27 protein-coding genes are annotated in these 25,312 nt (G+C 59.8%); 14 read left to right on the top strand and 13 right to left on the bottom strand.

Going from position 1 to position 25,312, the window contains the following annotated elements; all coding sequences use genetic code 11:
* Positions 1-5: 5 nt before the first annotated feature.
* Entirely contained in the window at positions 6-899 is an 894-nt protein-coding gene (locus tag AC07V0_RS20385) for a LysR substrate-binding domain-containing protein (protein ID WP_086945385.1), read from the bottom strand.
* A 108-nt stretch (positions 900-1,007) separates the two neighbouring features.
* Between AC07V0_RS20385 and AC07V0_RS20380 the strand changes: the two genes are divergently transcribed.
* Both AC07V0_RS20380 and AC07V0_RS20375 read left to right on the top strand, forming a co-directional pair.
* Positions 1,008-1,382, top strand: coding sequence for a tautomerase family protein (locus tag AC07V0_RS20380; protein WP_064616942.1), 375 nt, complete (start codon positions 1,008-1,010; stop codon positions 1,380-1,382).
* 105 nt (positions 1,383-1,487) lie between these two features.
* Complete coding sequence (locus AC07V0_RS20375; RefSeq protein ID WP_018928161.1) at positions 1,488-1,817, top strand: DHCW motif cupin fold protein; 330 nt, start codon at positions 1,488-1,490, stop codon at positions 1,815-1,817.
* 309 nt (positions 1,818-2,126) lie between these two features.
* Here AC07V0_RS20375 and AC07V0_RS20370 read toward each other — a convergent pair whose 3' ends face one another.
* The gene (locus AC07V0_RS20370) at positions 2,127-2,600 is read right to left on the bottom strand and encodes a hypothetical protein (protein WP_018928159.1); all 474 of its coding nucleotides are present in this window, start codon (positions 2,598-2,600) and stop codon (positions 2,127-2,129) included.
* A 212-nt stretch (positions 2,601-2,812) separates the two neighbouring features.
* Positions 2,813-5,053 (bottom strand): catalase/peroxidase HPI, encoded by a 2,241-nt coding sequence (gene katG / locus AC07V0_RS20365; protein ID WP_086945386.1) that lies wholly within the window; start codon positions 5,051-5,053, stop codon positions 2,813-2,815.
* A gap of 385 nt (positions 5,054-5,438) precedes the next feature.
* Between katG and AC07V0_RS20360 the strand changes: the two genes are divergently transcribed.
* The 3 genes from AC07V0_RS20360 (at position 5,439) to AC07V0_RS20350 (ending at position 6,611) form a co-directional block, all read left to right on the top strand.
* Complete coding sequence (locus tag AC07V0_RS20360; RefSeq protein WP_064616944.1) at positions 5,439-5,918, top strand: GNAT family N-acetyltransferase; 480 nt, start codon at positions 5,439-5,441, stop codon at positions 5,916-5,918.
* 135 nt (positions 5,919-6,053) lie between these two features.
* Positions 6,054-6,425: a hypothetical protein gene (locus tag AC07V0_RS20355; RefSeq protein WP_018928157.1), complete on the top strand. Its 372-nt coding sequence runs from the start codon at positions 6,054-6,056 to the stop codon at positions 6,423-6,425.
* A 3-nt stretch (positions 6,426-6,428) separates the two neighbouring features.
* On the top strand, positions 6,429-6,611 hold the full coding sequence (locus tag AC07V0_RS20350; protein ID WP_081626539.1) for a DUF1289 domain-containing protein: 183 nt from the start codon (positions 6,429-6,431) through the stop codon (positions 6,609-6,611).
* Positions 6,612-6,814: 203 nt separating this feature from the next.
* On the opposite strand, the gene AC07V0_RS20345 is transcribed toward AC07V0_RS20350, so the two are convergent.
* Positions 6,815-7,360: a cupin domain-containing protein gene (locus AC07V0_RS20345; protein WP_086945387.1), complete on the bottom strand. Its 546-nt coding sequence runs from the start codon at positions 7,358-7,360 to the stop codon at positions 6,815-6,817.
* A 137-nt stretch (positions 7,361-7,497) separates the two neighbouring features.
* Entirely contained in the window at positions 7,498-8,391 is an 894-nt protein-coding gene (locus AC07V0_RS20340; protein ID WP_086945388.1) for a LysR family transcriptional regulator, read from the bottom strand.
* 128 nt (positions 8,392-8,519) lie between these two features.
* Between AC07V0_RS20340 and AC07V0_RS20335 the strand changes: the two genes are divergently transcribed.
* Positions 8,520-9,941, top strand: a complete 1,422-nt coding sequence (locus AC07V0_RS20335; RefSeq protein ID WP_086945389.1) for an MFS transporter — start codon at positions 8,520-8,522, stop codon at positions 9,939-9,941.
* Positions 9,942-10,218: 277 nt separating this feature from the next.
* Here AC07V0_RS20335 and AC07V0_RS20330 read toward each other — a convergent pair whose 3' ends face one another.
* The gene (locus tag AC07V0_RS20330) at positions 10,219-11,520 is read right to left on the bottom strand and encodes an MFS transporter (protein WP_064616948.1); all 1,302 of its coding nucleotides are present in this window, start codon (positions 11,518-11,520) and stop codon (positions 10,219-10,221) included.
* 212 nt (positions 11,521-11,732) lie between these two features.
* Here AC07V0_RS20330 and AC07V0_RS20325 point away from each other — a divergent pair, with 212 nt between their 5' ends.
* On the top strand, positions 11,733-12,716 hold the full coding sequence (locus AC07V0_RS20325) for an FAD:protein FMN transferase (protein ID WP_370741118.1): 984 nt from the start codon (positions 11,733-11,735) through the stop codon (positions 12,714-12,716).
* A 207-nt stretch (positions 12,717-12,923) separates the two neighbouring features.
* Positions 12,924-14,318 (top strand): Si-specific NAD(P)(+) transhydrogenase, encoded by a 1,395-nt coding sequence (sthA, locus tag AC07V0_RS20320; protein ID WP_007935284.1) that lies wholly within the window; start codon positions 12,924-12,926, stop codon positions 14,316-14,318.
* A gap of 42 nt (positions 14,319-14,360) precedes the next feature.
* Here sthA and AC07V0_RS20315 read toward each other — a convergent pair whose 3' ends face one another.
* Positions 14,361-15,083, bottom strand: coding sequence for a glycerophosphodiester phosphodiesterase (locus AC07V0_RS20315; RefSeq protein WP_018928152.1), 723 nt, complete (start codon positions 15,081-15,083; stop codon positions 14,361-14,363).
* 13 nt (positions 15,084-15,096) lie between these two features.
* A complete protein-coding gene (locus AC07V0_RS20310) occupies positions 15,097-15,678 on the bottom strand; it encodes a PilZ domain-containing protein (RefSeq protein ID WP_028939700.1) in 582 nt (193 codons plus the stop codon).
* A gap of 94 nt (positions 15,679-15,772) precedes the next feature.
* Here AC07V0_RS20310 and AC07V0_RS20305 point away from each other — a divergent pair, with 94 nt between their 5' ends.
* The 3 genes from AC07V0_RS20305 to AC07V0_RS20295 all read left to right on the top strand — a co-directional run bounded on the left by AC07V0_RS20305 (position 15,773) and on the right by AC07V0_RS20295 (position 19,024).
* Positions 15,773-17,023, top strand: coding sequence for a lipoprotein-releasing ABC transporter permease subunit (locus AC07V0_RS20305; RefSeq protein WP_018928150.1), 1,251 nt, complete (start codon positions 15,773-15,775; stop codon positions 17,021-17,023).
* Between the two features lie 7 nt (positions 17,024-17,030).
* The gene (gene lolD, locus AC07V0_RS20300; RefSeq protein WP_018928149.1) at positions 17,031-17,714 is read left to right on the top strand and encodes a lipoprotein-releasing ABC transporter ATP-binding protein LolD; all 684 of its coding nucleotides are present in this window, start codon (positions 17,031-17,033) and stop codon (positions 17,712-17,714) included.
* 65 nt (positions 17,715-17,779) lie between these two features.
* Positions 17,780-19,024, top strand: a complete 1,245-nt coding sequence (locus AC07V0_RS20295; RefSeq protein WP_018928148.1) for a lipoprotein-releasing ABC transporter permease subunit — start codon at positions 17,780-17,782, stop codon at positions 19,022-19,024.
* Between the two features lie 118 nt (positions 19,025-19,142).
* Here AC07V0_RS20295 and AC07V0_RS20290 read toward each other — a convergent pair whose 3' ends face one another.
* Both AC07V0_RS20290 and AC07V0_RS20285 read right to left on the bottom strand, forming a co-directional pair.
* Positions 19,143-20,489, bottom strand: coding sequence for a heavy metal sensor histidine kinase (locus AC07V0_RS20290; RefSeq protein ID WP_086945391.1), 1,347 nt, complete (start codon positions 20,487-20,489; stop codon positions 19,143-19,145).
* Positions 20,489-21,169, bottom strand: a complete 681-nt coding sequence (locus AC07V0_RS20285; RefSeq protein ID WP_064616953.1) for a heavy metal response regulator transcription factor — start codon at positions 21,167-21,169, stop codon at positions 20,489-20,491. Before AC07V0_RS20285 ends, AC07V0_RS20290 begins: the two co-directional genes overlap by 1 nt.
* Positions 21,170-21,323: 154 nt before the next feature.
* Between AC07V0_RS20285 and copI the strand changes: the two genes are divergently transcribed.
* Positions 21,324-21,860, top strand: a complete 537-nt coding sequence (gene copI / locus AC07V0_RS20280) for a copper-resistant cuproprotein CopI (RefSeq protein WP_064616954.1) — start codon at positions 21,324-21,326, stop codon at positions 21,858-21,860.
* A 61-nt stretch (positions 21,861-21,921) separates the two neighbouring features.
* The gene (gene queF, locus AC07V0_RS20275) at positions 21,922-22,752 is read left to right on the top strand and encodes an NADPH-dependent 7-cyano-7-deazaguanine reductase QueF (protein WP_086945392.1); all 831 of its coding nucleotides are present in this window, start codon (positions 21,922-21,924) and stop codon (positions 22,750-22,752) included.
* 85 nt (positions 22,753-22,837) lie between these two features.
* On the opposite strand, the gene AC07V0_RS20270 is transcribed toward queF, so the two are convergent.
* Positions 22,838-23,101, bottom strand: coding sequence for a DUF4404 family protein (locus tag AC07V0_RS20270; RefSeq protein ID WP_086945393.1), 264 nt, complete (start codon positions 23,099-23,101; stop codon positions 22,838-22,840).
* 109 nt (positions 23,102-23,210) lie between these two features.
* Positions 23,211-23,831 carry an HAD superfamily inactivated hydrolase PcrP gene (gene pcrP, locus AC07V0_RS20265; protein ID WP_064616956.1) on the bottom strand — a complete coding sequence of 207 codons (621 nt, stop codon included), beginning with the start codon at positions 23,829-23,831 and terminating at the stop codon, positions 23,211-23,213.
* 200 nt (positions 23,832-24,031) lie between these two features.
* Between pcrP and AC07V0_RS20260 the strand changes: the two genes are divergently transcribed.
* Positions 24,032-24,721: an MlaA family lipoprotein gene (locus AC07V0_RS20260; RefSeq protein WP_018928141.1), complete on the top strand. Its 690-nt coding sequence runs from the start codon at positions 24,032-24,034 to the stop codon at positions 24,719-24,721.
* 73 nt (positions 24,722-24,794) lie between these two features.
* Here the strand turns inward: AC07V0_RS20260 and AC07V0_RS20255 are convergent, their stop codons facing one another.
* A complete protein-coding gene (locus AC07V0_RS20255) occupies positions 24,795-25,094 on the bottom strand; it encodes a PilZ domain-containing protein (RefSeq protein WP_007935265.1) in 300 nt (99 codons plus the stop codon).
* Positions 25,095-25,312 lie beyond the last annotated feature (218 nt).

The following is a 25,312-nucleotide window of genomic DNA, read 5'->3' as shown; positions in this document are numbered from 1 at the left end:
CAGCATCAAGCGGGGGAGCCTCTAGTCATACTGAACGCCTGCTCTTGCAGACTCGTTTGTATCAACGCAGCCAATTGTCGGGGGGCAGGCGCCAAGTGTTCTGCCCCTCGATAAAGCACATAGCCGAGGGTCGGCAGCGGGGGTAGACCGGCAATCACGGCGAGATGCCCTGGCAGACCAATGCGGGTTCGCAACGTGAGGCCCAAACCGGCCGCAACGGCCGCCCAGATTCCACCAACGCTGGGGCTGGTCAGCGCGATTCGCCAGGGAATCCGCGCCTCATCCAGTGCCTGGGTGGCCGCGCTGCGCAACACGCAAGGGGCGTCGAACATGATCAATGGCAGGGGGGAATCGACAGAGCGGTTGATGGGGGGCGAGTCACGAGGCCCGATCCAGTGCATCTGCGTTTCACCCAGGTGCGTGGCATAGGGGGACTTGTGCCCTGTGTCCCAAGACAGGGCCAGGTCCAGGCCGCCGCTGTCGATCAATGCAAGCAGTTCGGCATTGCGCGCGATCCTGACTTCGAGGCTCACCATCGGGTACATCTTGACGTAGCGTCGCAGAATGTCGCTGAGAAAGTGTTCGCCAAAGTCTTCCTGAAGCCCCAGGCGTACCGTGGCGGCGGTCTGGCTTTCGTGCAGGGTCTGGAAAATGCTGTCGTTCAGTTCAAGCAGTCGGCGTGCATGGCTGAGCAGGGTTTCACCCACCGGCGTCAACACCAGCCCTCGACCGGATTTTGACAGCACTGGTGTGCCTACCTGTTCCTCAAGCTTCTTGAGTTGTGCGCTCACGGCAGACGTCGAGCGATTAAGCCGATCCGCCGCCTTGGCGAAGCTGTTGAACTCCACGCCGGTCACGAAAGTACGCAGCACATCAAGATCGAAGGTCGGACGGCGCATCGAATCATCCATTAATTCGGGACTAAGGCCGCTATTAAATCTGATATTCGGAATGATCGCGACTTGATAGTTTTCCCCTGTCAGTTGGATTTTCAGGAGTAGGTCTTAATGCCATTTGCACGTATTTCACTGCACCGGGGAAAGTCTGCCGAGTATTTACAGGCCCTCTCACAAGGGCTGCACGACGCCTTGGTAGAAAGCTTCGAAGTGCCGATGGCTGATCGATTCCAGGTCATTCACCAACATGAAACGGGCGAGCTGATCTTTGATCCCGACTACCTGGGCGGTCCTCGTAGTGATGACTTTGTGCTGATCGCGATTACTGCCGGTCGCCCTCGAGACATCGAGACGAAACAGCGTTTTTATCGCAACCTGGTCGAGAAACTGGGCCGAGCGCCGGGCATCGATTCTGAGGACGTGATGGTGGTGATTACCACGACAGCGGCAGATGAGTGGTCGTTTGGTGGCGGGCGGGGCAACTAGTTTTTGCTCTCAAGCCTGTATTCCGTAAATGTGGGCTATCTGTGTCTATCGGCAGCGTGGCCCGGTTGATAGGGTCCGTATTCACTTCAAGTTGATGAGGCAATAATGGACCTTACCGCCATCCCCTTTGGGACTACCGATTGGTCGAAGATCGAACCGGTCGAACATGCCGGCCAGACGGGCATGGCCTATTGGCGGACCTGCCAGTTTGGTTCAACGCGTGTGCGGATGGTTGAATACAGCCCCGGATATCTGGCCGATCACTGGTGCTGGAGAGGTCATATCCTGTTGTGCCTGGAAGGCGAGCTACACACAGAACTGGAAGATGGCCGCCAGTTCACACTGACTGCCGGAATGAGCTATCAGGTGGGCAACGATGCCGAGGGGCACCGCTCGTTTACCACCAGCGGTGCGAAGTTGTTCATTGTGGATTGATGCGTCGGATCTGATCCGTATTTTTCTTGGCTATCTGCATCTGTAATGGGATCAGCCCGCGGCTCACAATGACAGCACGGTCAGCAGTTACGCCAACCGCTGCACCGCAAACTCATAGCGTAGGAGGCCCCATGGGCAAGATGGCAATTTTCCTGGGTGGATTTCTGGTGTTGACCATTTTGATTGGTGCGCTGGCTACGATTTCTCCCGTTTAGTCTCGTCCTGCGATCAGCAAAAAGCACAACGCCTCCACACTGGGAGGCGTTGGTTTTCTTCGGACAAGCTGATGGCAGGGGGGCCAAGACCGCCTCAACGAATATGCTTGGAATAGGCCGCTTTAAGTGCCTCGGATACAAGGGCAATCAGTATCGGGGTAGAGCTGGACTGCATGTCTCTGCCGATGTCAGTTCGCCGTTCCAGCACTTTGCCAGCGTATTTGGATGCCTGGCCTTCAGACGCGAGTGATAACAGCTCTTCTTCAGTAAAAGACTTCTCATAAGCCGCGGCAAGATTTTGATTCCATTTCGGCTGGTACTGCGGAAGTAGCGCGTCAATTTCGCTCGATACGGCACTGTGTGCTTTTTCACTTCCTAACTTTTCAATGAGCATCGCAAAGGTTTGTGTTTTCTTTGCCGCCAGCAGTGCCAGTGTTGGCAGGCTGTCACCCACATGGGTTTGGGCAACAAAAGCGAGCGCTGTCTTATGCGCAAGTACTTCAGCCGTGACCGTGGTGGACAACACGATGGGCGCTACGAATGCGACCGCGACACAAAAAGACCTCATCAATTGATCTGGCTCCTTCGGTTCGCCACGTCGGTGATGCGCTACTGAGAACCCTAGTTGGGAAATACCTATATCGCTAGTGATTCGGTTCCACTTTGGCTTGAGCCAGGGCGACGTTGATGGCGTGACAGCCGTCGTGTACCCAGACTTGAAAAGCCCACTGAACCAGTAACGGTCAGTGGGCTTTTTTCACGCTGGATTGAGCGCCAGCATCACCTCAGATCAAACCGATCCAGATTCATCACCTTGACCCAGGCTGCCACGAAGTCTTTCACAAACTTCTCCTTCGCGTCGTTGCTGGCATAAACCTCAGCCAACGCCCTCAGCTGTGCATTCGAGCCAAACACCAGATCAACACGCGTCCCCGTCCATTTGAGATCGCCGGTTTTGCGGTCGCGCCCCTCGAACTCTTCATTGGCCTCAGAGACCGGTTTCCATTCCACGCCCATGTCGAGCAGGTTTTTGAAGAAGTCGTTGGTCAACGCTCCCGGTTGCTTCGTGAACACGCCGTGTTGGGTTTGGCCGACGTTGGTGTTCAGCACGCGCAGGCCACCAATGAGCACGGTCATTTCCGGCGCGGTGAGGGTCAGCAGTTGGGCCTTGTCGATCAGCAGGGCCTCGGCCGGTACGCTGTAGCGGGTTTTGAGGTAGTTGCGGAAGCCATCGGCGGCGGGTTCGAGGTAGCCGAAGGATTCAACGTCCGTTTGCTCTTGCGAGGCGTCCATGCGTCCCGGTGTGAAAGGCACCGTGATGGTATGGCCGGCATTTTTTGCCGCTTGTTCGACGCCGGCACAACCGGCCAGCACGATCAGGTCGGCCAGGGAGATTTTCTTGCCGCCGGTTTGCGCGTTGTTGAACTCGTTCTGGATGCTTGCGAGTTTCGCCAACACGCTCGCCAGTTGCTCAGGCTGGTTGGCCTGCCAGGATTTCTGCGGGGCCAGGCGCAGGCGTCCGCCGTTGGCGCCGCCGCGTTTGTCGGAGCCGCGGAAGGTGGAAGCCGCTGCCCAGGCGGTCGACACCAGTTGCGAGACGGTCAGGCCGCTGGCCAGGAGCTTGCCCTTGAGTGCGGCGATGTCGCTGTCGTTGACCAAGGCATGGTCGACCGGCGGGATCGGGTCTTGCCACAGGAGTACTTCGTTGGGCATTTCCGGGCCGAGGTAGCGGGTGAGGGGGCCCATGTCGCGGTGGATCAGTTTGAACCAGGCGCGGGCGAAGGCGTCGGCCAACTGATCCGGATTGGCGAGGAAGCGCCGCGAAATCGGTTCATAGATCGGGTCGAATCGCAGCGACAGGTCCGTGGTCAGCATGGTCGGATTACGCCGCTTGGACGGGTCGTGAGCATCCGGAATGATGCCCGCGCCGGCACCGCCTTTCGCCGTCCACTGGTTGGCGCCCGCCGGGCTCTTGGTCAGTTCCCACTCGAAGCCGAACAGGTTTTCCAGGTAGTTGTTGCTCCATTTGGTCGGCGTGGTGGTCCAGGTCACTTCCAGGCCGCTGGTGATGGTGTCGCCGCCTTTGCCGCTGCCGAAAGTGCTCTTCCAGCCCAGGCCCTGTTGTTCGAGACCAGCGGCTTCGGGCTCGGCACCGACGTTGTCGGCAGGGCCGGCGCCGTGGGTTTTGCCGAAAGCGTGGCCGCCAGCGATCAGCGCCACTGTTTCTTCGTCATTCATCGCCATGCGCCCGAAGGTTTCGCGGATGTCTATCGCCGCAGCGACCGGGTCCGGGTTGCCTTCCGGGCCTTCGGGGTTGACGTAGATCAGGCCCATTTGCACGGCGGCGAGCGGGTTCTCCAGGTTGCGTTCGCCGGGTTGTTGCGTGGCTTCTTTGTCTTTGCCGTAGCGGACGTCACCGCCCAGCCACTTGTTTTCGGTGCCCCAGTAGACGTCCTCATCCGGTTCCCAGACGTCTGGCCGACCGCCGGAAAAACCAAAGGTCTTGAAGCCCATGGACTCCAGCGCGACGTTGCCGGTGAGGACGATCAGGTCAGCCCAGGAGATGCTGTTGCCATACTTTTGCTTGATCGGCCAAAGCAGTCGCCGCGCCTTGTCGAGGCTGACGTTGTCCGGCCAGCTGTTGAGCGGGGCGAAGCGCTGCTGACCGGAGCCGGCACCGCCACGACCGTCACCGACGCGGTACGTGCCGGCGGCGTGCCAGGCCATGCGAATAAACAGTGGCCCATAGTGACCGAAGTCCGCAGGCCACCAGTCTTGCGAATCAGTCATCAGTGCATGCAGGTCTTGCTTGACCGCCGCAAAGTCCAGTTTTTTGAACGCTTCGGCGTAGTTGAAGCCCTCGTCCATAGGGTCGGACAGGGGCGAGTGCTGGTGCAGGATCTTCAGATTCAGTTGGTTCGGCCACCAATCGCGGTTCGTCGTACCACCGCCAGCGGCGGCGTGTTTGAACGGGCATTTCGATTCATTTGCCATGTGTGCGCTACCTTTGGTCGTGTTCATCCGGCTATCCGGCCCGGGGTGGGCACGCAATAGCGACGAGCGGAATCAATGACATAGGCTGCGGCCGTGCGATCAATTGATCGTCGTGGTCACACGGGAAATCCGGATAGCGGCAATCGAGTTGCCAGCACGGTGGCCCACGGCAAGCCTAGTACGTTTCCTGACTCATTCGTATCTCTTCTCAGGTCTCAACCGGCCGGCTGATGCCAGCGCTCCAGTAAGGGTAGACGCCTATAAAGCAGTCAGCTAATAGGGGGAGTATTGGGAGGTGATAGGGATAGTCTTTTATCTGAGCCGTCGAGATGGAGTCGCTGTTACGCGTTTCTTTTATCCAGCGCCGGCAAAACGTAATCTGTCGCATCGACCTTTGGATGGAACCAAACCAATGCTGCTAACCCACCGCCCCGTCAGTGCTGAAGACGTGTTGACGATTTGCGACTTTCCTCAAACGCCCCAAGAGCTTTTTTTCATGTTCCCGAAGGCACAGTACCCGCTGACGGAGGCTCAGCTGCTTGCATCGATAGCTCAACGCTCGGACTCAACGGTGGTTGAAGGGGATAATGCTGTTGTCGGTTTTGCTAACTTTTATTCGTTTGAGCGCGATGGCGTTTGCTCAATCGGCAATGTGATCGTTTCGCCCAAGGCTCGGGGGAAAGGTGTCGCGCGGTTTTTGGTGGAAACGATGGTGGGGCTGGCGTTTGAACGTCATCGGGCAAGCGAGGTGCAGCTTTCATGTTTCAACGAGAACACGGCGGGGCTGCTTTTGTATCCGCAGCTCGGGTTTGTGCCGTTTGGGGTTGAGGAGCGGGTGTCGCAGGATGGGCGCCGTGTCGCGCTGATACACATGCGAAAGACAAGCAAGTAGGACGATGGCGGCAGGTCTGAGGAGAAAATCAACTTCGCATTCGTTCCGTGTCTTGTTTACGGAACGAGCCGAAAAGGCGAGTGAGGTCACGTATGATGGGCCTTTTCCGTTGACCGCCACCCAAGGATCCACCCGATGTCTTTAAGCAAACGCGATCAGGCACACATCGAACGTCGCCTGGTCGCCACTCTGACCGAGGCGTGCGAAACAGCCAAGGCGGAAATAGTCGGGTTTTGCTGGTTGACCCACGAAATCGATTACGACGCCTTTCCATCCAGCCTGCGGGTGATCTGGGTCTTCGATACGCAGGCCCATAAGGATCAGGCGCTGGAGAGCGGGCAGGGCGAGCGCATGGTCGAACTGACGGCCGTAGCATTAAATGAAGCGGACGTTCTCGTCAGCCCGGTCGCGGCCCATGTGCAGTTTGATTCTGAAGAGCAATGTCAGCGCGCCAATGGCGGCAACTGGCAGCAACGCCTGGCGCCCAAGCGCTCGACGCGAGGTTGAGCCGTGGCCAAGGATATCGAAAATCCGTGTATTTCCGTTTGCCAGCTCAGTGGTGAACTGTGTGTCAGTTGTGGTCGCACCAAGGACGACATCAGAAAGTGGAAACGCATGAAGCGCCCGGAAAAAATGGCGGCGGCGCAGCGGGCGAGTGTGCGGTTGAAGGGGCTTCAGAAAAGGAAGGGTTGAGGGGAAATACCTGTTGAAGGTCGTATGCGATCTGTAGCAGCTGGCGAAGCCTGCGTTCGGCAGCTGCTACAACGAGTGCGTGTTTGGACACGTACCAAGCATCAGATTAAACGCTCAGTTCAGGCGTAAAACCTTGAACCCACTGGCGTCTGGCTCAGCATCAACACCACCTGCTTCCTCTGGTTGCCCTTTTCGGTTACCCATCAGGTTTTTTCTGGACGCGACGTGCCGATCATCACAAAAAGTGCTCGGGCTATCCGCTCGCTTTTGTTCCGCCAGGCGTGCCGGGTGCCGTTCTGAATAACGATCTCGCCTGCCTTTACCAGACGGCTCTGCCCGTTATCCAGCTCCAGCCACATCTCACCCTCCAGAATGATTCCGTAATCAATGGTGGCGGTGGTGTGCATGCCCGGATTTTCCGGCTCAAACGTTTCGATCAGGCCCGGCAGTGCGGCGCTCAGCTCTTCAAAAGCCTTAATGCCATCTACGAGATTCTGCATGACGGTGTCAGGCGGGAAATCAAACATGGCGATGCTGGTGCCACCCTGAGGAGGAATCAGCGACGCATAATCGAGCGTGGGATCGTGTTCCTGTGCAAGGAGTACCGGATTGGCGGGAGTGGTCCACAGTTGTGCCATCGCTTGCCCCGGGATGGAGGCAAAGGATTGCGCCCTTGGGGCATAGTCGTCGGAAACGAACACGGAATTCCCTTGTTCGTCGTGGCCGGTCACGATTCTTCTTATCTTCATTCTGGATTACTCAAAGAGGCAGTTCCTGACCCTGGCCCGTGGTGAACCAGGCCGACCCGCTGATCTGGATATCGTTGTCCATGATCCATTGTAGGTCGACGGGGACTTCGCCGGTGATGGCGCCGACGTCCGAACCCCTAAGGTTGCGCGCACACCGCCCGAAGGCAATCACGCAGCCACCGATGCGCCGAATCGGCATCCATCCGTGGATGCCACAGCATCGAAATGGTGATCGGCGGCAGCTCGAACGGCAGCTCGAAACTGTGCAGGCCGGTGCGCAGGTTTTGGGTATGTCGGGCAGGCACGGTGGCGATCAGGTCCGAGGCGCGAGCCAGCGCCAGGGCGGCCGAGAAACCGCCGACGACGGTGATGATTTCCCGCTGCAGTCCCAGCGCTTCCAACGCTTTATCCATCGGTCCTTTGTCGAGCCCGCGCCGTGAGACCAGGATGTGCCGGCCAGCGGCATAACGGGAGGCAGTAATCTCGCCCTCGCTCAGCGGATGCCCCGTGCGAACGACGCCCACGAAACGATCCTCGAACAATGCACGGGTGCGCACTTCCGGGCTGGTCGTGCCGCCAACCACACCGGTTTCCAGATCGACCGAGCCGTCGCGAAGTGCGGCGCTGTCCTTGCTCAGCTTCTGCACGAAGTGCAAACGCACGCCGGGGGCTTGCTCACCGGCGCGGGCGATCAGCGCCGGGCCGAAGTTTTCGACGAAACCGTCACTGGTGCGCAGCGTGAATGTTCGAACCAGTTGCATGAGGTCGAGCTGTTCGGCGGGGCGCAAAACCGCTTCGGCGTCTTGCACCAATCGACTGACGTGTTCGCGCAATTCAAGCGCTCGTGGCGTCGGCACCAGGCCGCGTCCGGCCCGGACCAGCAGCGGGTCGCCTGTCGTTTCGCGCAACCGCGCCAGCGCTCGGCTCATGGCCGACGGGCTCAGCCGCAGTCGTTGGGCGGCGCGGGCGACGCTGCCTTCGGCGAGCAGCACGTCCAGGGTAATCAGCAGATTGAGATCGGGAGTGGTCATGCCGCAACGTTAGCACGGTGCGGGGCTGACATGGCGTCAAACGCATCTATCAAGTGCAAATGCTGCGCCTTCCGCCTTGTCACGCACGGGCATACGCTGCTGCTCTACCTTTCAGATGTGGCCAGACAATGAAATCCATCACTCAATCAGGTTCGGTGCGCTGGGCGCTTGCGAGTCTTTCGCTATCGATGTTGATGCCTTCACTCGACACCAGCATCGCCAATGCGGGATTGCCGACGTTGGCCGAGGCGTTCGATGCTTCCTTCCAACACGTGCAGTGGATTGTTCTGGCGTATCTGCTGGCGATCACCACGCTGATCGTCAGCGTCGGACAGCTCGGCGACATGCTCGGCCGTCGGCGTTTGCTACTGGTGGGCATCGCCATTTTTACCCTGTCATCGCTGGCCTGCGGTGTCGCGCCGTCGCTTGGGTGGCTGGTCGGCGCCCGGGCGGTGCAGGGGCTTGGGGCGGCGATGATGCTGGCGCTGACCGTGGCGTTTGTCGGTGAGACGGTGCCGAAAGCGCAGACCGGCAGCGCCATGGGGTTGCTCGGAACGATGTCGGCGATCGGCACCACGCTGGGGCCGTCGCTCGGTGGGATGTTGATTGCCGGCGTTGGCTGGCAAGCGATTTTTCTGATCAACATACCGTTGGGTGTGCTGAACATCTGGCTCGCATATCGCTATTTGCCGGCGGATGTTCAGCGAGTGAAAGCGGGGCGGGTGGGGTTCGACAAGGCCGGCACGTTGTTGCTGGCGCTGACGCTCGCAGCGTACGCGCTGGCCATGACGATCGGGCACGGTGAATTTGGACCGCTCAATATCGCGCTGCTGCTGGCGGCTGTTTTCGGCGTTGGGCTTTTCATCTTCGTTGAGGCCACGGTCGCATCGCCATTGATCACATTAGCGCTGTTCCGCCAACAGGGATTGAGCGCCAGCCTGGCCATGAGCGCGCTCGTTTCGACGGTGATGATGGCGACGCTGGTGGTCGGGCCGTTTTATCTCTCGGGTGCGCTTGGCCTCGGCACGGCACTTGTCGGTTTCGCCTTGTCGGTCGGACCGTTGGTGGCTGCATTGACCGGCGTGCCGGCCGGTCGCCTGGTGGACCGTTTTGGCACTCGGCGCATGACCCGTCTCGGGCTCGCGACAATGGCGCTCGGCGCGAGTGCTTTATCAATGATGCCAGCGGGGTTCGGCCTCCTCGGTTACCTCGCGCCCATCGCGGTGATCACGGCCAGCTACGCGTTGTTTCAGGCGGCCAACAACACCGCGATCATGACCGACATCCGCCCGGACCAGCGCGGCGTGATTTCCGGCATGCTCAGCCTGTCACGCAATCTCGGCCTGATCACTGGAGCTTCGGTGATGGGCGCGGTGTTTGCGCTTGCTTCGGCGACGACAGACATCACCAGCGCGTCTCCCGCAGCCGTCGCCAGCGGCATGCGGATAACGTTTGCCGTCGCCGTGGCACTGATTCTCCTGGCCCTTGCTGTGGCCCTGTTGCCGAAGGTTTCTGACTGCTGCACTGTGTGCAGTAATGAACTGCAGTGAGCCTATATTGTTCATCTAAAATCGAATACCGATACTGCCTGAACATCGCGCAGTCGACGCTCATGGCGTTCAAGACATGGCTGGAGGCCAGATTTGCAGAGGGGCCGCCTTGGCTGCATGTGGACCGAAGCGAACTAAAACCTATGGGGCACGCCGATTAAATGTGGGAGCGGGCTTGCTCGCGAAGGCGGTGTGTCAGGCAACATCAGTGTTTACTGACACTCCCTCTTCGCGAGCAAGCTCGCTCCTACAGGTTCTGCACCTGACTGCGTTCCTTTTAGTGAGCGCCTCTGATGACAGCCGCTTGCGCCGTGCGCAACGCATGCCGATTGCCCCGGAACAACACCAGTGTCGCGATCAACCCCAGCACCGCCGCGCCACTGAGCCAGATCCCCGGCGCTGCCTTGTTGTCCAGCACATGGATCAGGTACGTACAGGCCGCCGGGGTGAAACCACCGAATGTTGCGGTCGCCAGGCTGTAGGCCAAGGAGAAACCGGTCGTACGCACTTCTACCGGCATGATCTCGGTCAGGGCCACCACCATGGCGCCGTTGTACGAGCCATACAGGAACGACAGCCACAGTTCGACAATCAGCAAGTGGCTGAAGCTGGGGTTCGCCACCAGCCACGACAGCGCCGGATAAGCCGTGAGGATCGCCAGAATCGTCGCGCCCAGCAGCAGAGGTTTGCGGCCGATCTTGTCGGAAAGCGCGCCCATCACCGGCAGCCAGAAGAAGTTCGACAGGCCGATGCACACCGTCACCAGCAACGCATCCAGATCCGACAGATGCAGCTCGGCTTTGCCGAAGGTCGGGGTGTAGGCGGTGATCAGGTAGAACGACACCGTGGTCATCACCACCAGCGCCATGCCGGCGAGGACGATGCCGAAGTTCTGACTGATCGAGCGGACGATGTCCCGCAGGGTAGGGCGGTGTTTGCGTGCCTGGAATTCCGGGGTTTCTTCCAGCGAACGGCGGATCACGAAGATCGCCGGCACGATCATGCAGCCGATCAGGAACGGCACGCGCCAGCCCCACTCACCCATTTGGTCGGGGCTCAGCCAGTGGTTCAAACCCACGCCGAGCAGGCCGGCGAATACCACCGCGGCTTGCTGGCTGGCGGACTGCCAACTGACGAAGAAGCCTTTGCGGCCCGGTGTGGAGATTTCGGCGAGGTACACCGACACACCGCCCAGTTCCACGCCTGCTGAAAAGCCCTGCAACAGACGACCGAACAATACGATCAGCGGCGCCGCGACGCCCAGCGTGGCATAACCCGGCACACCGGCAATCAGCACTGTGCCGGCGGCCATCAACGCCAGTGTGATGATCAGGCCTTTGCGGCGGCCGTGGCGGTCGATGTAGGCACCGAGGAAAATCGCCCCCAGCGGACGCATCAGGAAACCGGCCCCGAAAGTGGCCAGAGACAGCATCAGGGAAGCAAACGCGCTATCGGCGGGAAAGAAGGTTTTGGCAATGGCCGTGGCGTAAAAGCCGTAGACCATGAAGTCGAACATTTCGAGAAAGTTACCGCTGACAACGCGAAAAATCGCTTTGCCTTTGCTCGTATTGGAAGACATGTGTAGGTACTCACTCTGGTCGATCTTGTTTGAAAGCGCTGCACCTATGTGGCGAGGGAGCTTGCTCCCGTTCGATTGCGCAGCAATCGTAAAACCGGTCACCGCTATCGCGAGCAGGCTCGCTCCCATGCGCTCTGAAGCCCATAATGGCGGGCGCGGTTTTGAGGGGAGATGAAGATTTGTTAACTGGACGGTGGGGAGGGCTTGTGGTAATGGTCGGGATTTTGTCCGGTTGTGGCAACGGCGATAGCCTGGAACGCTTCGACGGCCCGACCATGGGCAGCAGCTATTCGATCCAATACGTGCGCCATGCCGGTCTTCCCGCACCGGCGGAAGTCCGCGTCCAGGTCGAAAAAATACTCTCTGATGTCGATCGGCAAATGTCGACCTATCGCAGTGACTCCGACATCGAACGCTTCAATAACCTGCCCGCCAACCACTGCCAGACAATGCCTGCGCCGATCCTCGAATTGGTCCGCGTCGGCGAGCGCTTGTCTTTGCAAAGTGACGGCTCCTACGACCTGACGGTGGAACCGCTGCTCAACCTCTGGGGATTTGGCCCGCAGGCGCGTGAGGAAAAAGTCCCGAGCGCCGAAGCACTGGCCGAGGTGCAGCAGCGTGTCGGTCATAATCACCTGCGCATCGAAGGTGACCAGTTGTGCAAGGATGCCGCGGTCGAGGTCGACTTCAATAGCATCGCTGCCGGTTACGCGGTCGACACGATTGCCGCTAGACTCGAAGCGCTGGGCATCCACGACTACCTCGCTGAAGCCACCGGTGAACTCAAGGCTGTCGGCAAAAAACTCGACGGCTCACCGTGGCGCATCGCCCTGGAAGAACCCCGTGATGATCAGCAAGTGGCCGAGCGCATCATTGCCGTCGACGGCTACGGCGTGTCCACCTCCGGTGATTACCGTAACTATTTCGAGCAGGGTGGCCGGCGCTATTCCCACACCTTCGATGCCCGCACCGGAACACCGGTCCTACACACCCTGGCGTCAGTCACGGTGATTCATCCTTCAGCTTTGATGGCCGATGGCTTATCGACGCTGTTGCTGATTCTTGGCCCTGAACGGGGTTGGGACTATGCCCAAACGCATGACATTGCTGCATTCTTTGTGATTCGTGCCGATACAGGTTTTGTCACACGCACCAATCAGGCTTTTGAGCGCCTGGCCGGTGAGAAAACCGAGTGATTGCGGCTGCAAAAGCATTTTTCGATGGCTTTGTAGTGCAGGCAAAACTAGCCTACGACGCGACCAAGGGTTAATGTGCGCGGCGTTGACGCTTCTATAGACTGTGTCCGGGTTCTGCACTGGCCCCAAATTGTTCCTTCACGCCGCCGATCGGCGTGATTTAGCCGCAGGCGCCGAGGGTGTCGCGGCCTGTTCTGAGGAGTACGCATGGCTGTCTACAACTACGATGTGGTGGTGTTGGGTTCCGGCCCGGCGGGAGAAGGCGCGGCAATGAACGCTGCCAAGGCAGGGCGCAAGGTGGCGATGGTCGATAGCCGTCGCCAGGTCGGCGGCAACTGCACCCACCTGGGCACCATCCCGTCCAAGGCCTTGCGTCACTCGGTCCGGCAGATCATGCAGTTCAACACCAACCCGATGTTCCGGGCCATTGGTGAGCCGCGTTGGTTCTCGTTCCCGGACGTGTTGAAAAGCGCTGAAAAAGTCATCTCCAAACAAGTCGCCTCGCGCACCGGCTACTACGCCCGTAACCGCGTCGACGTGTTCTTCGGCACCGGCAGCTTCGCCGACGAGCAAACCATCGAAGTCGTCTGCGCCAACGGCGTGGTCGAAAAACTGGTGGCCAAGCACATCATCATCGCCACCGGTTCGCGTCCTTATCGCCCGGCGGACATCGATTTCCATCACCCGCGTATCTACGATAGCGACACCATCCTCAGCCTCGGCCACACCCCGCGTAAACTCATCGTTTACGGCGCCGGCGTGATCGGCTGCGAATACGCCTCGATCTTCAGTGGTCTGGGTGTATTGGTTGAGCTGGTGGACAACCGTGGTCAGTTGCTGAGCTTCCTCGACTCGGAAATTTCCCAGGCCCTGAGCTACCACTTCAGCAACAACAACATCACGGTTCGCCACAACGAAGACTACGACCGCGTCGAAGGCGTGGACAACGGCGTGATCCTGCACCTCAAGTCCGGCAAGAAGATCAAGGCCGACGCCTTGCTCTGGTGCAACGGCCGTACCGGCAACACCGATCAGCTGGGTCTGGAAAACATCGGCGTGAAGGTCAACAGCCGTGGCCAGATCGAAGTCGACGAGAACTACCGCACCTGCGTGCCGAACATTTATGGCGCCGGTGACGTGATCGGCTGGCCGAGCCTGGCCAGTGCCGCCCATGACCAGGGGCGTTCGGCCGCTGGCAGCATCGTCGACAACGGCAGCTGGCGCTTCGTCAACGACGTGCCGACCGGCATCTACACCATTCCGGAGATCAGCTCGATCGGCAAGAACGAGCAGGAGCTGACTCAGGCCAAGGTGCCGTATGAAGTGGGCAAGGCATTCTTCAAGAGCATGGCGCGTGCGCAGATCGCCGGCGAACCGCAAGGCATGCTGAAGATCCTGTTCCACCGCGAGACGCTGGAAGTGCTGGGCGTTCACTGCTTCGGTTATCAGGCATCGGAGATCGTGCACATCGGTCAGGCGATCATGAACCAGCCGGGCGAGCAGAACACCCTGAAGTACTTCGTCAACACGACGTTCAACTACCCGACCATGGCCGAAGCCTATCGGGTAGCGGCGTACGATGGCCTCAACCGGCTTTTTTGAGTGGCTCCGGCCGGTGGCCTGAGCCGGCCGGGGAGACCGATTTCAGCAATTCTCGAGCGTGGCGCTGGCCAAACCGGGAAAGTCTGTAATCAGGCTGTCAACGCCGAAGTCGGCGAGCCTGCGCATCAGCGCGGGCTCGTTGACTGTCCACACCGACACATGCAGCCCCTGACGCTGCGCCTTCTGCAGGCGTTCCGGCGTACACAGGGTCCAGTTCAGCGCCAGCATCTCACAGCCATAGTTTTGCGCGACCTTCAGCGGGTCGAGCCAGGCGTACTCGGCCACCAGTCCGCGAGACACGTCCGGCACCAGGTCCAGCGCGGCTTTCAACACTTCGCGTGAACTCGAGGTAATCGTGACCTTGTCCCGTATGCCGAAACGCTGGGCCATTTCGCGAATCGCCAGCACGGTGGTTGCGGCACGGGTGCGTGATGCGCTTTTGACTTCCAGCTGCCAGTGCTCGAAATCGCATTTTTCGAACAACTCTTCCAGCGTCGGGATCGGGCAGGGTTTGATCCAGCCTGGGCCGCCCTTGCGCGCGTCGTAGGTCACCAGTTCCGCAGCCGTGTGTTCGGCCACTTTGCCGCGGCGGTCGGTGGTGCGTTTGAGGGTCGGGTCGTGGATCACCATCAACTCGCCGTCCTTGGACAGGTGCAGGTCCAGTTCGCAGCGGCGCACGCCGTGCTTGAGGCATTGCTGAAAGCTGGTCAGGGTGTTTTCCGGTGCTTCGCCTTTGGCGCCGCGATGGCCGTAGATGAGAGTCACGGTTCTTCCTTAATTAATGGCCGTTTTCGTTTTGTTCGCGCGCCAGGCGTCGTTCTTGTGCCTGTCGCTGCAAGATGTAGCGGGCCAGCAGTTGTCGCTGGGCATCGGACAGGTATTCGAATTCGGTGCCGACGTCGTAGCCGCCGCCCTTGCGGTCGCAATGGGTGACGCGGGCCCGCAGCAACAGGCCGAGGGCTTGTGGCATCAGCACCAGCTTGACCGACAGGTGCGCGCCGACGGCAATGGGCGTCGGATGCTGAAAGTCGATGCCGCCTTCGGAGATGATCACCGGCTGCGGTTCGCCGATCTGTCCGAGCACGGTCAGGGCGACCACCTGGCTCAGCAGATCGATGCGTTTGTTCTGTGATTTGAGGAACGCGGCGATGGCTCGGTCGCGTTCGTTGATCTGGCGCAACAGGTGTTGCGACTCGAATTCGCTCAGGTGCAGTTCGCTGAGCAGGTTGAATAGCGGGGAAGCATCCTGCAACACTTCCTGGCCTGCTGCTTCGGGAGCAGACAGGGGCCGAATTTCCAGTGCGATCGTGTCCTCGATACGGTAGTATTCGCGGCGATCTTCTTCATCTAATGTCGACATGGCGAACCCATGGTAGCGGCGGTGGTCTGAGTGTAAAGCTGGTTATCGACCCCCGCCACAAGGACGTTCCTTTTCCCTCCGAACAAGCCCCGACATGTTCAGACCTCTCTTCGTATTTATCGGCACGCGTTATACCCGTGCAAAACGTCGCAATCATTTTGTGTCATTCATTTCCCTGACCTCGATGATCGGACTCGCCCTCGGCGTGGTCGTGATGATCGTGGTGCTGTCGGTCATGAACGGCTTCGATCATGAGATGCGCACCCGCGTGCTGGGCATGGTGCCCCACGCGACCATCGAGTCCGGCGAGCCGATCAGCGACTGGCAAAGCCTGGCCGCCAAGGTCAAGCAGAACCCGCAGGTGGCGGCGGTTGCGCCCTTCGTCCAGATGCAGGGCCTGCTGACCAACAACGGCAAGGTTTCCAAAGTGCTGCTCAATGCCATCGACCCTGTGCAGGAACGGCAGGTGTCGATCATTGATAACTTCATGCAGCAGGGCAAACTCGACGACCTGGCGCCGGGCAGTTTCGGCATCGTCATCGGCGACAAGGCGGCAGCCAAGCTCGGCGCGGCGGTTGGCGACAAGCTGACGTTTGTCGCGCCGGAAGTCACCGTGACCCCGGCCGGGATGTTCCCGCGCATGAAACGCTTTACTGTGGTCGGCATCTTCCATGTCGGCGCCGGTGAGTTGGACGGCTATCTGGGCCTGACCAATCTGCAGGATCTGGCCAGGTTGCACCGCTGGCAACCGGATCAGGTCCAGGGCCTGCGACTGAAGTTCGACGACCTGTTCCAGGCACCGCGCACCGCGTGGACCATCGCCCAGCAGCTCGGCGAAGACCGTTACTACGCCCGCGACTGGACCCGCACCCACGGCAACCTGTATCAGGCGATCCGCATGGAAAAAGCCATGATCGGCCTGCTGTTGCTGCTGATCGTCGCTGTCGCTGCGTTCAACATCATTTCCACGCTGGTGATGGTGGTGAACGACAAGAAGGGCGACATCGCGATCCTGCGTACCCTGGGCGCCACGCCGGGTTCGATCATGGCGACGTTCATGGTCCAGGGCACGGTCATTGGTGTGGTCGGTACGCTGATCGGCGCCGTGGTCGGGATCTTCGCCGCGCTGAACGTCAGCGCCGCGATCGCGGCCCTGGAAGGGCTGATCGGCCACAAGTTCTTGAACGCCGACGTGTATTTCATCGATTACCTGCCGTCGCAAGTGCAGAGCCAGGACGTGTTGATGGTCTGCGCCGCCGCGTTGGTCCTGAGTTTCCTCGCCACCCTGTATCCAGCCTGGCGTGCCGCGCGCACCCAGCCTGCGGAGGCGCTACGTTATGAGTGAGTCGGGCATGAGTGATAAAGCAATCTTGAGCTGCCGCAACCTGGGCAAATCCTACGTGGAAGGCCCGGAATCGGTAGAGGTTCTGGCCGGTCTGCAACTGGAACTGCATCCGGGTGAGCGCGTGGCGATCGTCGGTACGTCGGGTTCGGGCAAAAGTACCTTGCTCAACCTGCTGGGCGGCCTCGATACGCCGACCAAGGGCAGCGTCTGGCTGGCCGGTGAAGAACTCTCGGCATTGAACGAAAAGGCCCGTGGCCTGTTACGCAACCGGTCGCTGGGCTTCGTTTACCAGTTCCACCACTTGCTGCCTGAGTTCACCGCGCTGGAAAACGTCTGCATGCCGCTGCTGATCGGCAAGACCGCGATCCCGGAAGCGCGTCAGCGTGCGACGGCGTTGCTGGAGCGGGTAGGGCTGGGCCATCGCCTGGAGCACAAACCGGCGGAATTGTCCGGTGGCGAACGCCAGCGTGTGGCCATTGCCCGCGCCCTGGTGAACAAGCCAGGCCTGGTGATGCTCGACGAGCCGACCGGCAACCTCGACTCCCACACCGCCCAGGGCATTCAGGATTTGATGCTGGAACTCAGCACCTCGATGCGCACGGCGTTCCTGGTGGTGACCCACGACATGAACCTGGCTCGCCAGATGGATCGCGTCCTGCATTTGCAGGAAGGTTGCCTGACCCCCATCTGATTGGCTGAAACCCGGCACACTGAACAGTGCGTCGGGTCTTTTATTTTTATACGGTGCCCCAGCGAATGTTCAGACCGTTATCGATCTTTATCGGCACGCGCTATACCCGCGCCAAGCGCCGCAATCGCTTTGTTTCCTTCATCTCGATGACCTCGATGATCGGCCTCGCCCTGGGCGTGCTGGCGATGATCGTGGTGCTGTCGGTGATGAACGGCTTCCAGCGCGAAATGAGCTCGCGCATCCTCGGCATGGTGCCCCACGCGACCATCGTCGGCGTGAACCCTATCGACGATTGGCAGCCGGTGGCCGCCGCGGCGATGAAGAATCCTGAAGTCACCGCCGCCGTGCCATTCACCGAGATGGAAGGCATGCTGTCCTACAAGGGCACCATGCAGCCGATCCAGGTCAGCGGGGTCGATCCGGCGCTGGAAAGCAAGGTCTCGATCGTTGCCAAGCACATTGTTCAGGGGCGTCTCGACGCCTTGAAGCCGGGCGAGTTCGGCGTGGTGATCGGCGAGATCACCGCGCGGCGCTTTCGCTTGAACGTCGGCGACAAGATCACCCTGATCGTGCCGGAAGTCAGCAATGCGCCGGGTGGCATCACCCCGCGCATGCAGCGGCTGAACGTGGTGGGCGTGTTCAAGGTCGGTGCCGAACTGGACGGTTCGATGGCGCTGATCCACATGGCCGATGCCGCGCAGATGCAGCACTGGCAACCGAATCAGGTACAGAGCGTGCGCCTGGCGGTGAAGGATCTGTACGCCGCGCCGCAAGTATCGAGCGACATCGCGACCGGTCTGGGCGCCGCCTACAAGGCTGACGACTGGACCCACACCCAGGGCAGTCTGTTCAGTGCGATGAAAATGGAAAAAACCATGATCGGCCTGCTGTTGCTGATGATCGTCGCCGTGGCGGCGTTCAACATCATCGCCACCCTGATCATGGTGGTCAACGACAAGGGCGCGGACATCGCCATCCTGCGCACCATCGGCGCCACACCTCGGCAGATCATGGCGATCTTCATGGTGCAGGGCACGGTGATCGGGATTGTCGGCACGTTGATCGGTGGTGTGCTGGGTGTGATCGCGGCGTTGAACGTCAGTGAACTGGTGGGCTGGATGGAGCGGGTCAGCGGGCAGCACATCTTCAGTTCCGATGTGTACTTCGTCAGCAACTTGCCGTCCGAATTGCAGGGCGCAGATGTGCTGTTGATCTGCTCCGCCGGTTTCATCATGAGCTTTCTGGCGACGGTTTATCCGGCGTGGCGGGCGGCGAAAGTCGAGCCGGCTACCGCGTTGCGGTATTCGTGAGTCCCCAATGATCGTTCCCACGCTCCGCGTGGGAATGCCTCAACGGACGCTCTGCGTTCGGCTCCTGATGTGACGCAGAGCGTCACTGGCTGCATTCCCACGCAGAGCGTGGGAATGATCAGGTTTGCGGTAACTCAATCACAAACCGCGTCCACCCCTGGGCCGATTCGCAACGAATCTGCCCGCCATGGGCGCGGATGATCGACTGGGTGATCGCCAATCCCAATCCCGCATGCTCACTGCTGCCTTCACGGCGCGCGGGGTCTGCCCGGTAGAAGCGGTCAAACAAACGCGGCACCAGGTCCTCGGAAATCCCTTCACCACTGTTTTCAACGGTCAGGCTCAAGCCTGCCGGTTGCTCGACGATCTTTACCCGCACCTCACCACCAGCCGGGGTAAACCGCAACGCATTGTCCAGCAAATTGGACAGTGCCCGGCGCAACATGCTGCGATCGCCCTGCATGCTCGCGTGGCCGTCACGACTCAACTTCACCCGGGCGTCCTCGGCCAGCGGCGCAAAAAACTCCAGCAGCACATCCGCTTCTTCCGCCAGGTCCAGCGGTTCACGCTTGGGCATCAGCAAACCGTGGTCAGCCTTGGCCAGGTACAACATGTCGTTGACCAGTTGCGCCATCCATTGCAGTTCTTCGAGGTTGCTGTGCAGCGCCTCGCGGTAATCCTCAAGGGGGCGAGGGCGGGTGAGGGTGACTTGGGTGTGGGTCAGCAGGTTCGACAGCGGTGTGCGCAGTTCATGGGCGATGTCGGCGGAGAAGGCCGAGAGCCGCTGAAAAGAGTCATCGAGACGTCCGAGCATGGCGTTGAAGCTGTGGGCCATTTCCGCGAGTTCGGGCGGCATGTCTGCTTCCGGCAGGCGGGCGTTGAGCGATTGCGCCGATACGCCGCTGGCGACCGCACTCATGCGCAGCAACGGACGCAAACCACTGCGCGCCGCCCAGGCACCGAGCAGGGCGGTGGCCAGGGCCGAGAGGCCGACCGTCAGCCAGATCAGGTGCTGCATGCGCTGCAGAAAATGCTGGTGATGGGTGATGTCCAGCAACAAGGTCAGTTGCGGTGAGTCGGGTTTGTCGAGGAACAGCGGCGCATTCAGGACGCGGTAATCGGTGCCATCGTCGCTCACCGTCGACAGGCCAGGTTTGCGCGGTAAATCTTTGGGCACGCTGGGCGAGCTGTCGTACATGCGTTGGCCGTCACTGCTAATGATGCGCAGCGAAAGATCGGCCTGTCGGCTCAATTCATCGGCCAACCTGGCTTCGGCGTCGCCGGCCTGAATGTCATCCAGCGCCCGGCGTAAACCAATCAATTTGTCATCCAGCAACTGCTGGTCCAACTCGACAAAGTGCGCCTCGCTGGCGCGGCTGAACAACACCCCGGCGAACAACGACACCACCGCAGTGCAGGCGGCAAACAGCAGTGCCAGGCGGTTGCTTAATGAAAGCCGGCGCATCAGGCGGGGCGCTCTTCAAGGACGTAACCCATGCCGCGCACGGTGTGAATCAACTTGTTCGGGAAATCGTCGTCGATCTTCAGGCGCAACCGGCGGATCGCCACTTCGATGACGTTGGTGTCGCTGTCGAAATTCATGTCCCACACCTGGGACGCGATCAGCGACTTGGGCAGAACTTCGCCCTGGCGCCGCAGGAGCATTTCCAGCAGGGCGAATTCCTTGGCGGTCAGGTCGATGCGCTGACCGTTACGCTCGACCCGGCGACGGATCAGGTCCAGGCGCAAATCGGCCAGTTGCAAGCTGGTTTCCTGGGGCGTGGCGCTGCCGCGACGCAGCAGGCTGCGAACCCGGGCCAGCAGTTCGGAGAAGGCGAAAGGTTTGACCAGGTAATCGTCGGCGCCCAGTTCCAGGCCATGGACTCGGTCCTCCACCGCGTCTCGTGCGGTCAGAAACAGTACCGGCGTGTCCAGGCCTGCACTGCGCACCGCTTGCAGAATCTGCCAGCCATCGCGACCGGGGAGCATCACATCGAGAATCAACAAGGCGTAATCGCCGCTCAAGGCCAGTTGCTGGCCGGTGGTGCCATCGGCCACCAGTTCGGTGTTGAAGCCAGCCTCGGTCAGGCCCTGGCGTAAGTAATGGCCGGTTTTCGGTTGGTCTTCGACGATCAGCAGTTTCATGGGCGACTCGGGCAGTTTGAACAGGTGCGTTATACCGTGGGCGGCGAGGAAGCAGGCCAACCTGACAAAGTTGTAATCTGCCTGTCAGGTAGCTGGCAGAGCCGACGGGGTAGAGTTTCCCACAAGCTGAACCTCATCTTGTTGGAGTGCGACTATGTTTTTGCAAAAGCGTCTGGCACTGGCCGCTTGTTTGCTGACTCTGAGTTTAGGGCTGGAAGCCTCACCGGCGCAGACCTACGATTTCGGTCAACCGGCCTCGGCCGCCCAGGCCACCCGCAGCGTCGAAGTGGTAATGGGCGATATGACCTTCAGTCCCAAGACCATCGATATCAAGGCCGGGGAAACCGTGCGTCTTGTACTGGTGAATAAAGGCCAGTTGCTGCACGAATTCAACCTCGGCGATGCACAGATGCATGCCAGGCATCAGCAGGAAATGCTCCAGATGCAGCAAAGCGGCATGCTGATGCCTACAGGTATGAAGGCCATGGACCACGGTTCCATGGCCGGAATGGATCATGGCGCCATGGATCACGGCATGAAGCATGACGACCCCAACAGTGTGTTGGTGGAGCCGGGTAAAACCGCCGAGCTGACCTGGACCTTCACCAAGGCCACTAACCTGGAATTCGCCTGCAACATCCCCGGCCATTACCAGGCCGGCATGGTCGGCAAACTGACAGTCAGTCAGTAAGCACTCAAAGGCGGGAGCAAAGGCTGGTAGAATCCGCTGATTCTTCAGTCAGGTTTCCGCCATGCATCCCGCAGCCGAACATTCGCCGCTGGGCAAATCCAGCGAATACATCGCCACCTACACGCCGTCCTTGCTGTTCCCGATCCCGCGCGCCGCGAAATGGGCCGAGTTGGGCCTGACCGCGCAAACCCTGCCGTACAAGGGCGTGGACTTCTGGAACTGCTTCGAGCTGTCGTGGCTGTTGCCGTCCGGCAAGCCTGTGGTGGCGATCGGCGAATTCAGCATCCCGGCGGATTCGCCGAACATCATCGAGTCGAAGTCGTTCAAGCTGTACCTCAACTCGCTGAACCAGACGCCATTTGCCGACACCGCGAGCCTTGAAGCGACGCTGGTGAAAGATCTCTCGGCCGCTGCCGGCAAACCGGTGGGCGTGCGGGTTCGCAGCCTGAAAGAGGTAGAGGCGGAAGGCGTCGTGGCGTTGCCGGGCGTGTGCATCGATGACCTGGACATCAGTGTCAGCAACTATGAGCATCCGCGTCCGGAACTGCTGCGTTGCAATGAGTCGCGGATCGTTGAAGAGTGCGTGCACAGCCATTTGCTCAAATCCAACTGCCCGGTCACCAGTCAGCCGGACTGGGGCAGCGTGGTGGTGGAGTATCGTGGCGCGGCGCTGGATCACGCGAGTTTGCTGGAATACATCGTGAGCTTCCGCCAGCACTCGGACTTCCATGAGCAGTGCGTAGAGCGGATTTTCCTCGACCTGCAGCGGTTGCTGAAGCCGGAGAAATTGACGGTGTACGCGCGGTATGTGCGTCGTGGTGGATTGGACATCAACCCGTATCGCAGCACCGAAGAGGTGCAACTGCCGAACCATCGCTTGGTCCGACAATAAAGAGCCAGTGTGGGATTGCATTTGCACATCCCGGATATGAAAAAGCCCCGCTATCGATAGCGGGGCTTTTTTGCATCTGGCAGGTTCAGATCCCCATATTGCCCAAGGCTTGCACAATGTTGCGCAAGGTGCCGGCCAATGTGGGATGTTCGAGTTCGAAGCGCTCGACGGCCAGATTCACATTGTCGGCGAGGTTGGCGTCCTGGGTTTTGGTTTCCAGCTCAAGCTCCAGTTGGATCTGTTGCATCAGCGCGTGCAGGTCATCGCGCTCGGCTTCGGTCAGTGGCGGATTCTGTTCCAATTGCTCGCGCAGTTTGTTGAGCTGTTCTTGCAGTTCGCGGGCAGGCATGGCGTTCTTCCTTTTCTCGATAGGCACTGGCATAGACCGCAGCAGCGTGCCAAAGGTCTATGGCTGACCTTTAGATTAATCCACTCGCGCGCAACCTGCATGATCTCAGTCAGGGCTTTTCGCCTTTGAGCCGACGCAGGCTGATATCGGCCAGGCAGGTATCGAGCTCGCCCAGATGATCGATCACCGAATGCACGCCCAGGCCGAACAACTGCACCGTCGCCTTGCCGCGCAAGTGTTCCCGTTCCTTCTGGCTCAAGGCTTGCCATTCGTTCGGCGCGAGCCCGCATAGCGAGCCGCACGACGCCAGGCCGATGGTCCACAGCCCGGCGTTCAGGCCCGATTGCAGCAGTCGCGGCTCGCCGCTGACCAGCACGCAACCGTCCAGGCGCTCGACATTCAACGCCATCAAGGCTTGCCAGCAGGCATTCGGGGCCGGCCATGGATTGATTGTTTCCGAGTGTTGCAAAGATTTGATCCAGGCCGGAAGTGCGACGGCCAGAGAATGGCTGAGGGCAGGGGGGAGTTCATCAAGCCAGGCGCAGGGAATCCGTTGTCGCTGCAAGCTGGACAGGCTCTCCAGGGCGCCGGGCGTGACCTCGGCATGCTCGGCAGAAACGGTGCCGTGCTGACGCGTGCGCGCGCCGAAATCCACCAGGCAACCACTGAGACCGAACAGCACGGCGGTCAGATTCGGTGCGGCAAGGGGCAAGACTTCGGCGTGCGGCATGGAAACGTCCCTGAAATAGCGACAAGGCTATTCATGGACGATGACAATCGAGTGACACGGATGTGAATCGCTCGCCGTCAGGAGGCGTCGTTCGTAGACCATCGTGCACGATGCTGCCTAAACCGGGTTTTCCGTCATATACTAGCGGTCTTTGCGGCTGGGCCAAGCGCCCGCGTCAGTACAATCCAAGGAGTTTTTCTATGCGCTGGAGCAATCGACTCGCTCAGCTTTGTATGTGTGCCAGTGTATTGCTGGTTCCGTTTGCGACTCAGGCCGCCACGGAAGAAGACCCTTGGGAAAGCATCAACCGCCCGATCTACAAATTCAACGACTTTGTCGACACCTACGCACTGAAGCCGTTGGCTCAGGGCTACCAGTTCGTCACACCGCAGTTCCTGGAAGACGGCATCCACAACATGTTCCGCAACGTCGGCGATGTGACCAACCTCGCCAACGACGTGTTGCAGGCCAAGCCCGCTGCGGCTGGCGTCGACACCGCGCGTTTGATCTTCAACACCACCTTCGGCCTGCTGGGCTTCTTCGACGTGGGCACCAAGATGGGCCTGCACCGCAACGACGAAGACTTCGGCCAGACCCTCGGTTACTGGGGCGTGGGCAGCGGCCCGTACGTGATGCTGCCGCTGCTGGGTCCAAGCACCTTGCGTGATACGCCTTCCAAGTATGTCGATGGCTATACCGGTCCGTACCCTTACATCAACGATATACCGGTACGTAACTCGATTTACGGCCTGAACATCGTCGACACTCGCGCCAGCCTGTTGTCGGCCGAGAAACTGATCACTGGCGACAAATACACCTTTATTCGCAATGCATACCTGCAAAACCGCGAATTCAAGGTCAAGGACGGTAAGGTCGAAGACGATTTTTAATCTCGACCGGTAAAACGAAGAGGGCGGCCAATTGGCCGCCTTCTTTCGTTTGGCTTGCGGGGTTAAGTCAGGGCTATTTCATCTTCAGGATTGTAAGCCCGAGTTTCTGGCCGCCACCGTCCTGTGCTTTCACCCACACCACCTCGGTGTCGGCTTCAAGGCCTTTGAGGGCTGCGTGATCGGAATCGATCCGCACGCTGAGCCGGTCACCGACCTTGAATGAGCGGGGCGCCTCCAGCTGCATGCCACTGCTGGAAAGGTCGATGCAGACGGCTTGCACCTCATCGCCTTCATGAATCAGCGACACATCGGCATCAACCCGCATGCGGATGAAATCGCGCTTTTCGCTGTAGTCCCGATCGGTTTGGCTCATGGGCTCGATCCTTCCTTTGGGTTACGGTTTTGCCTGTTCTTATAACTCTCGGTGATTTGACAAGTAAAGACGTCAAGCGACCATCGGCGTGAGCTTGAAACGCCTCGCGGATGGGAGTACCGTCTGCGCCTTAGAAGGGCACCTCTGGTGGAACAGTGAGTAGGGCAAACGCTCGAAAACGGTGCAGCAGAGAGGCTAGAAAGCGAATCCAGTAGTGT

The sequence above is a fragment of the Pseudomonas sp. GW821-FHT01E10 genome (assembly GCF_059422365.1).
This window is presented reverse-complemented; position numbering and strand designations above follow the sequence as displayed.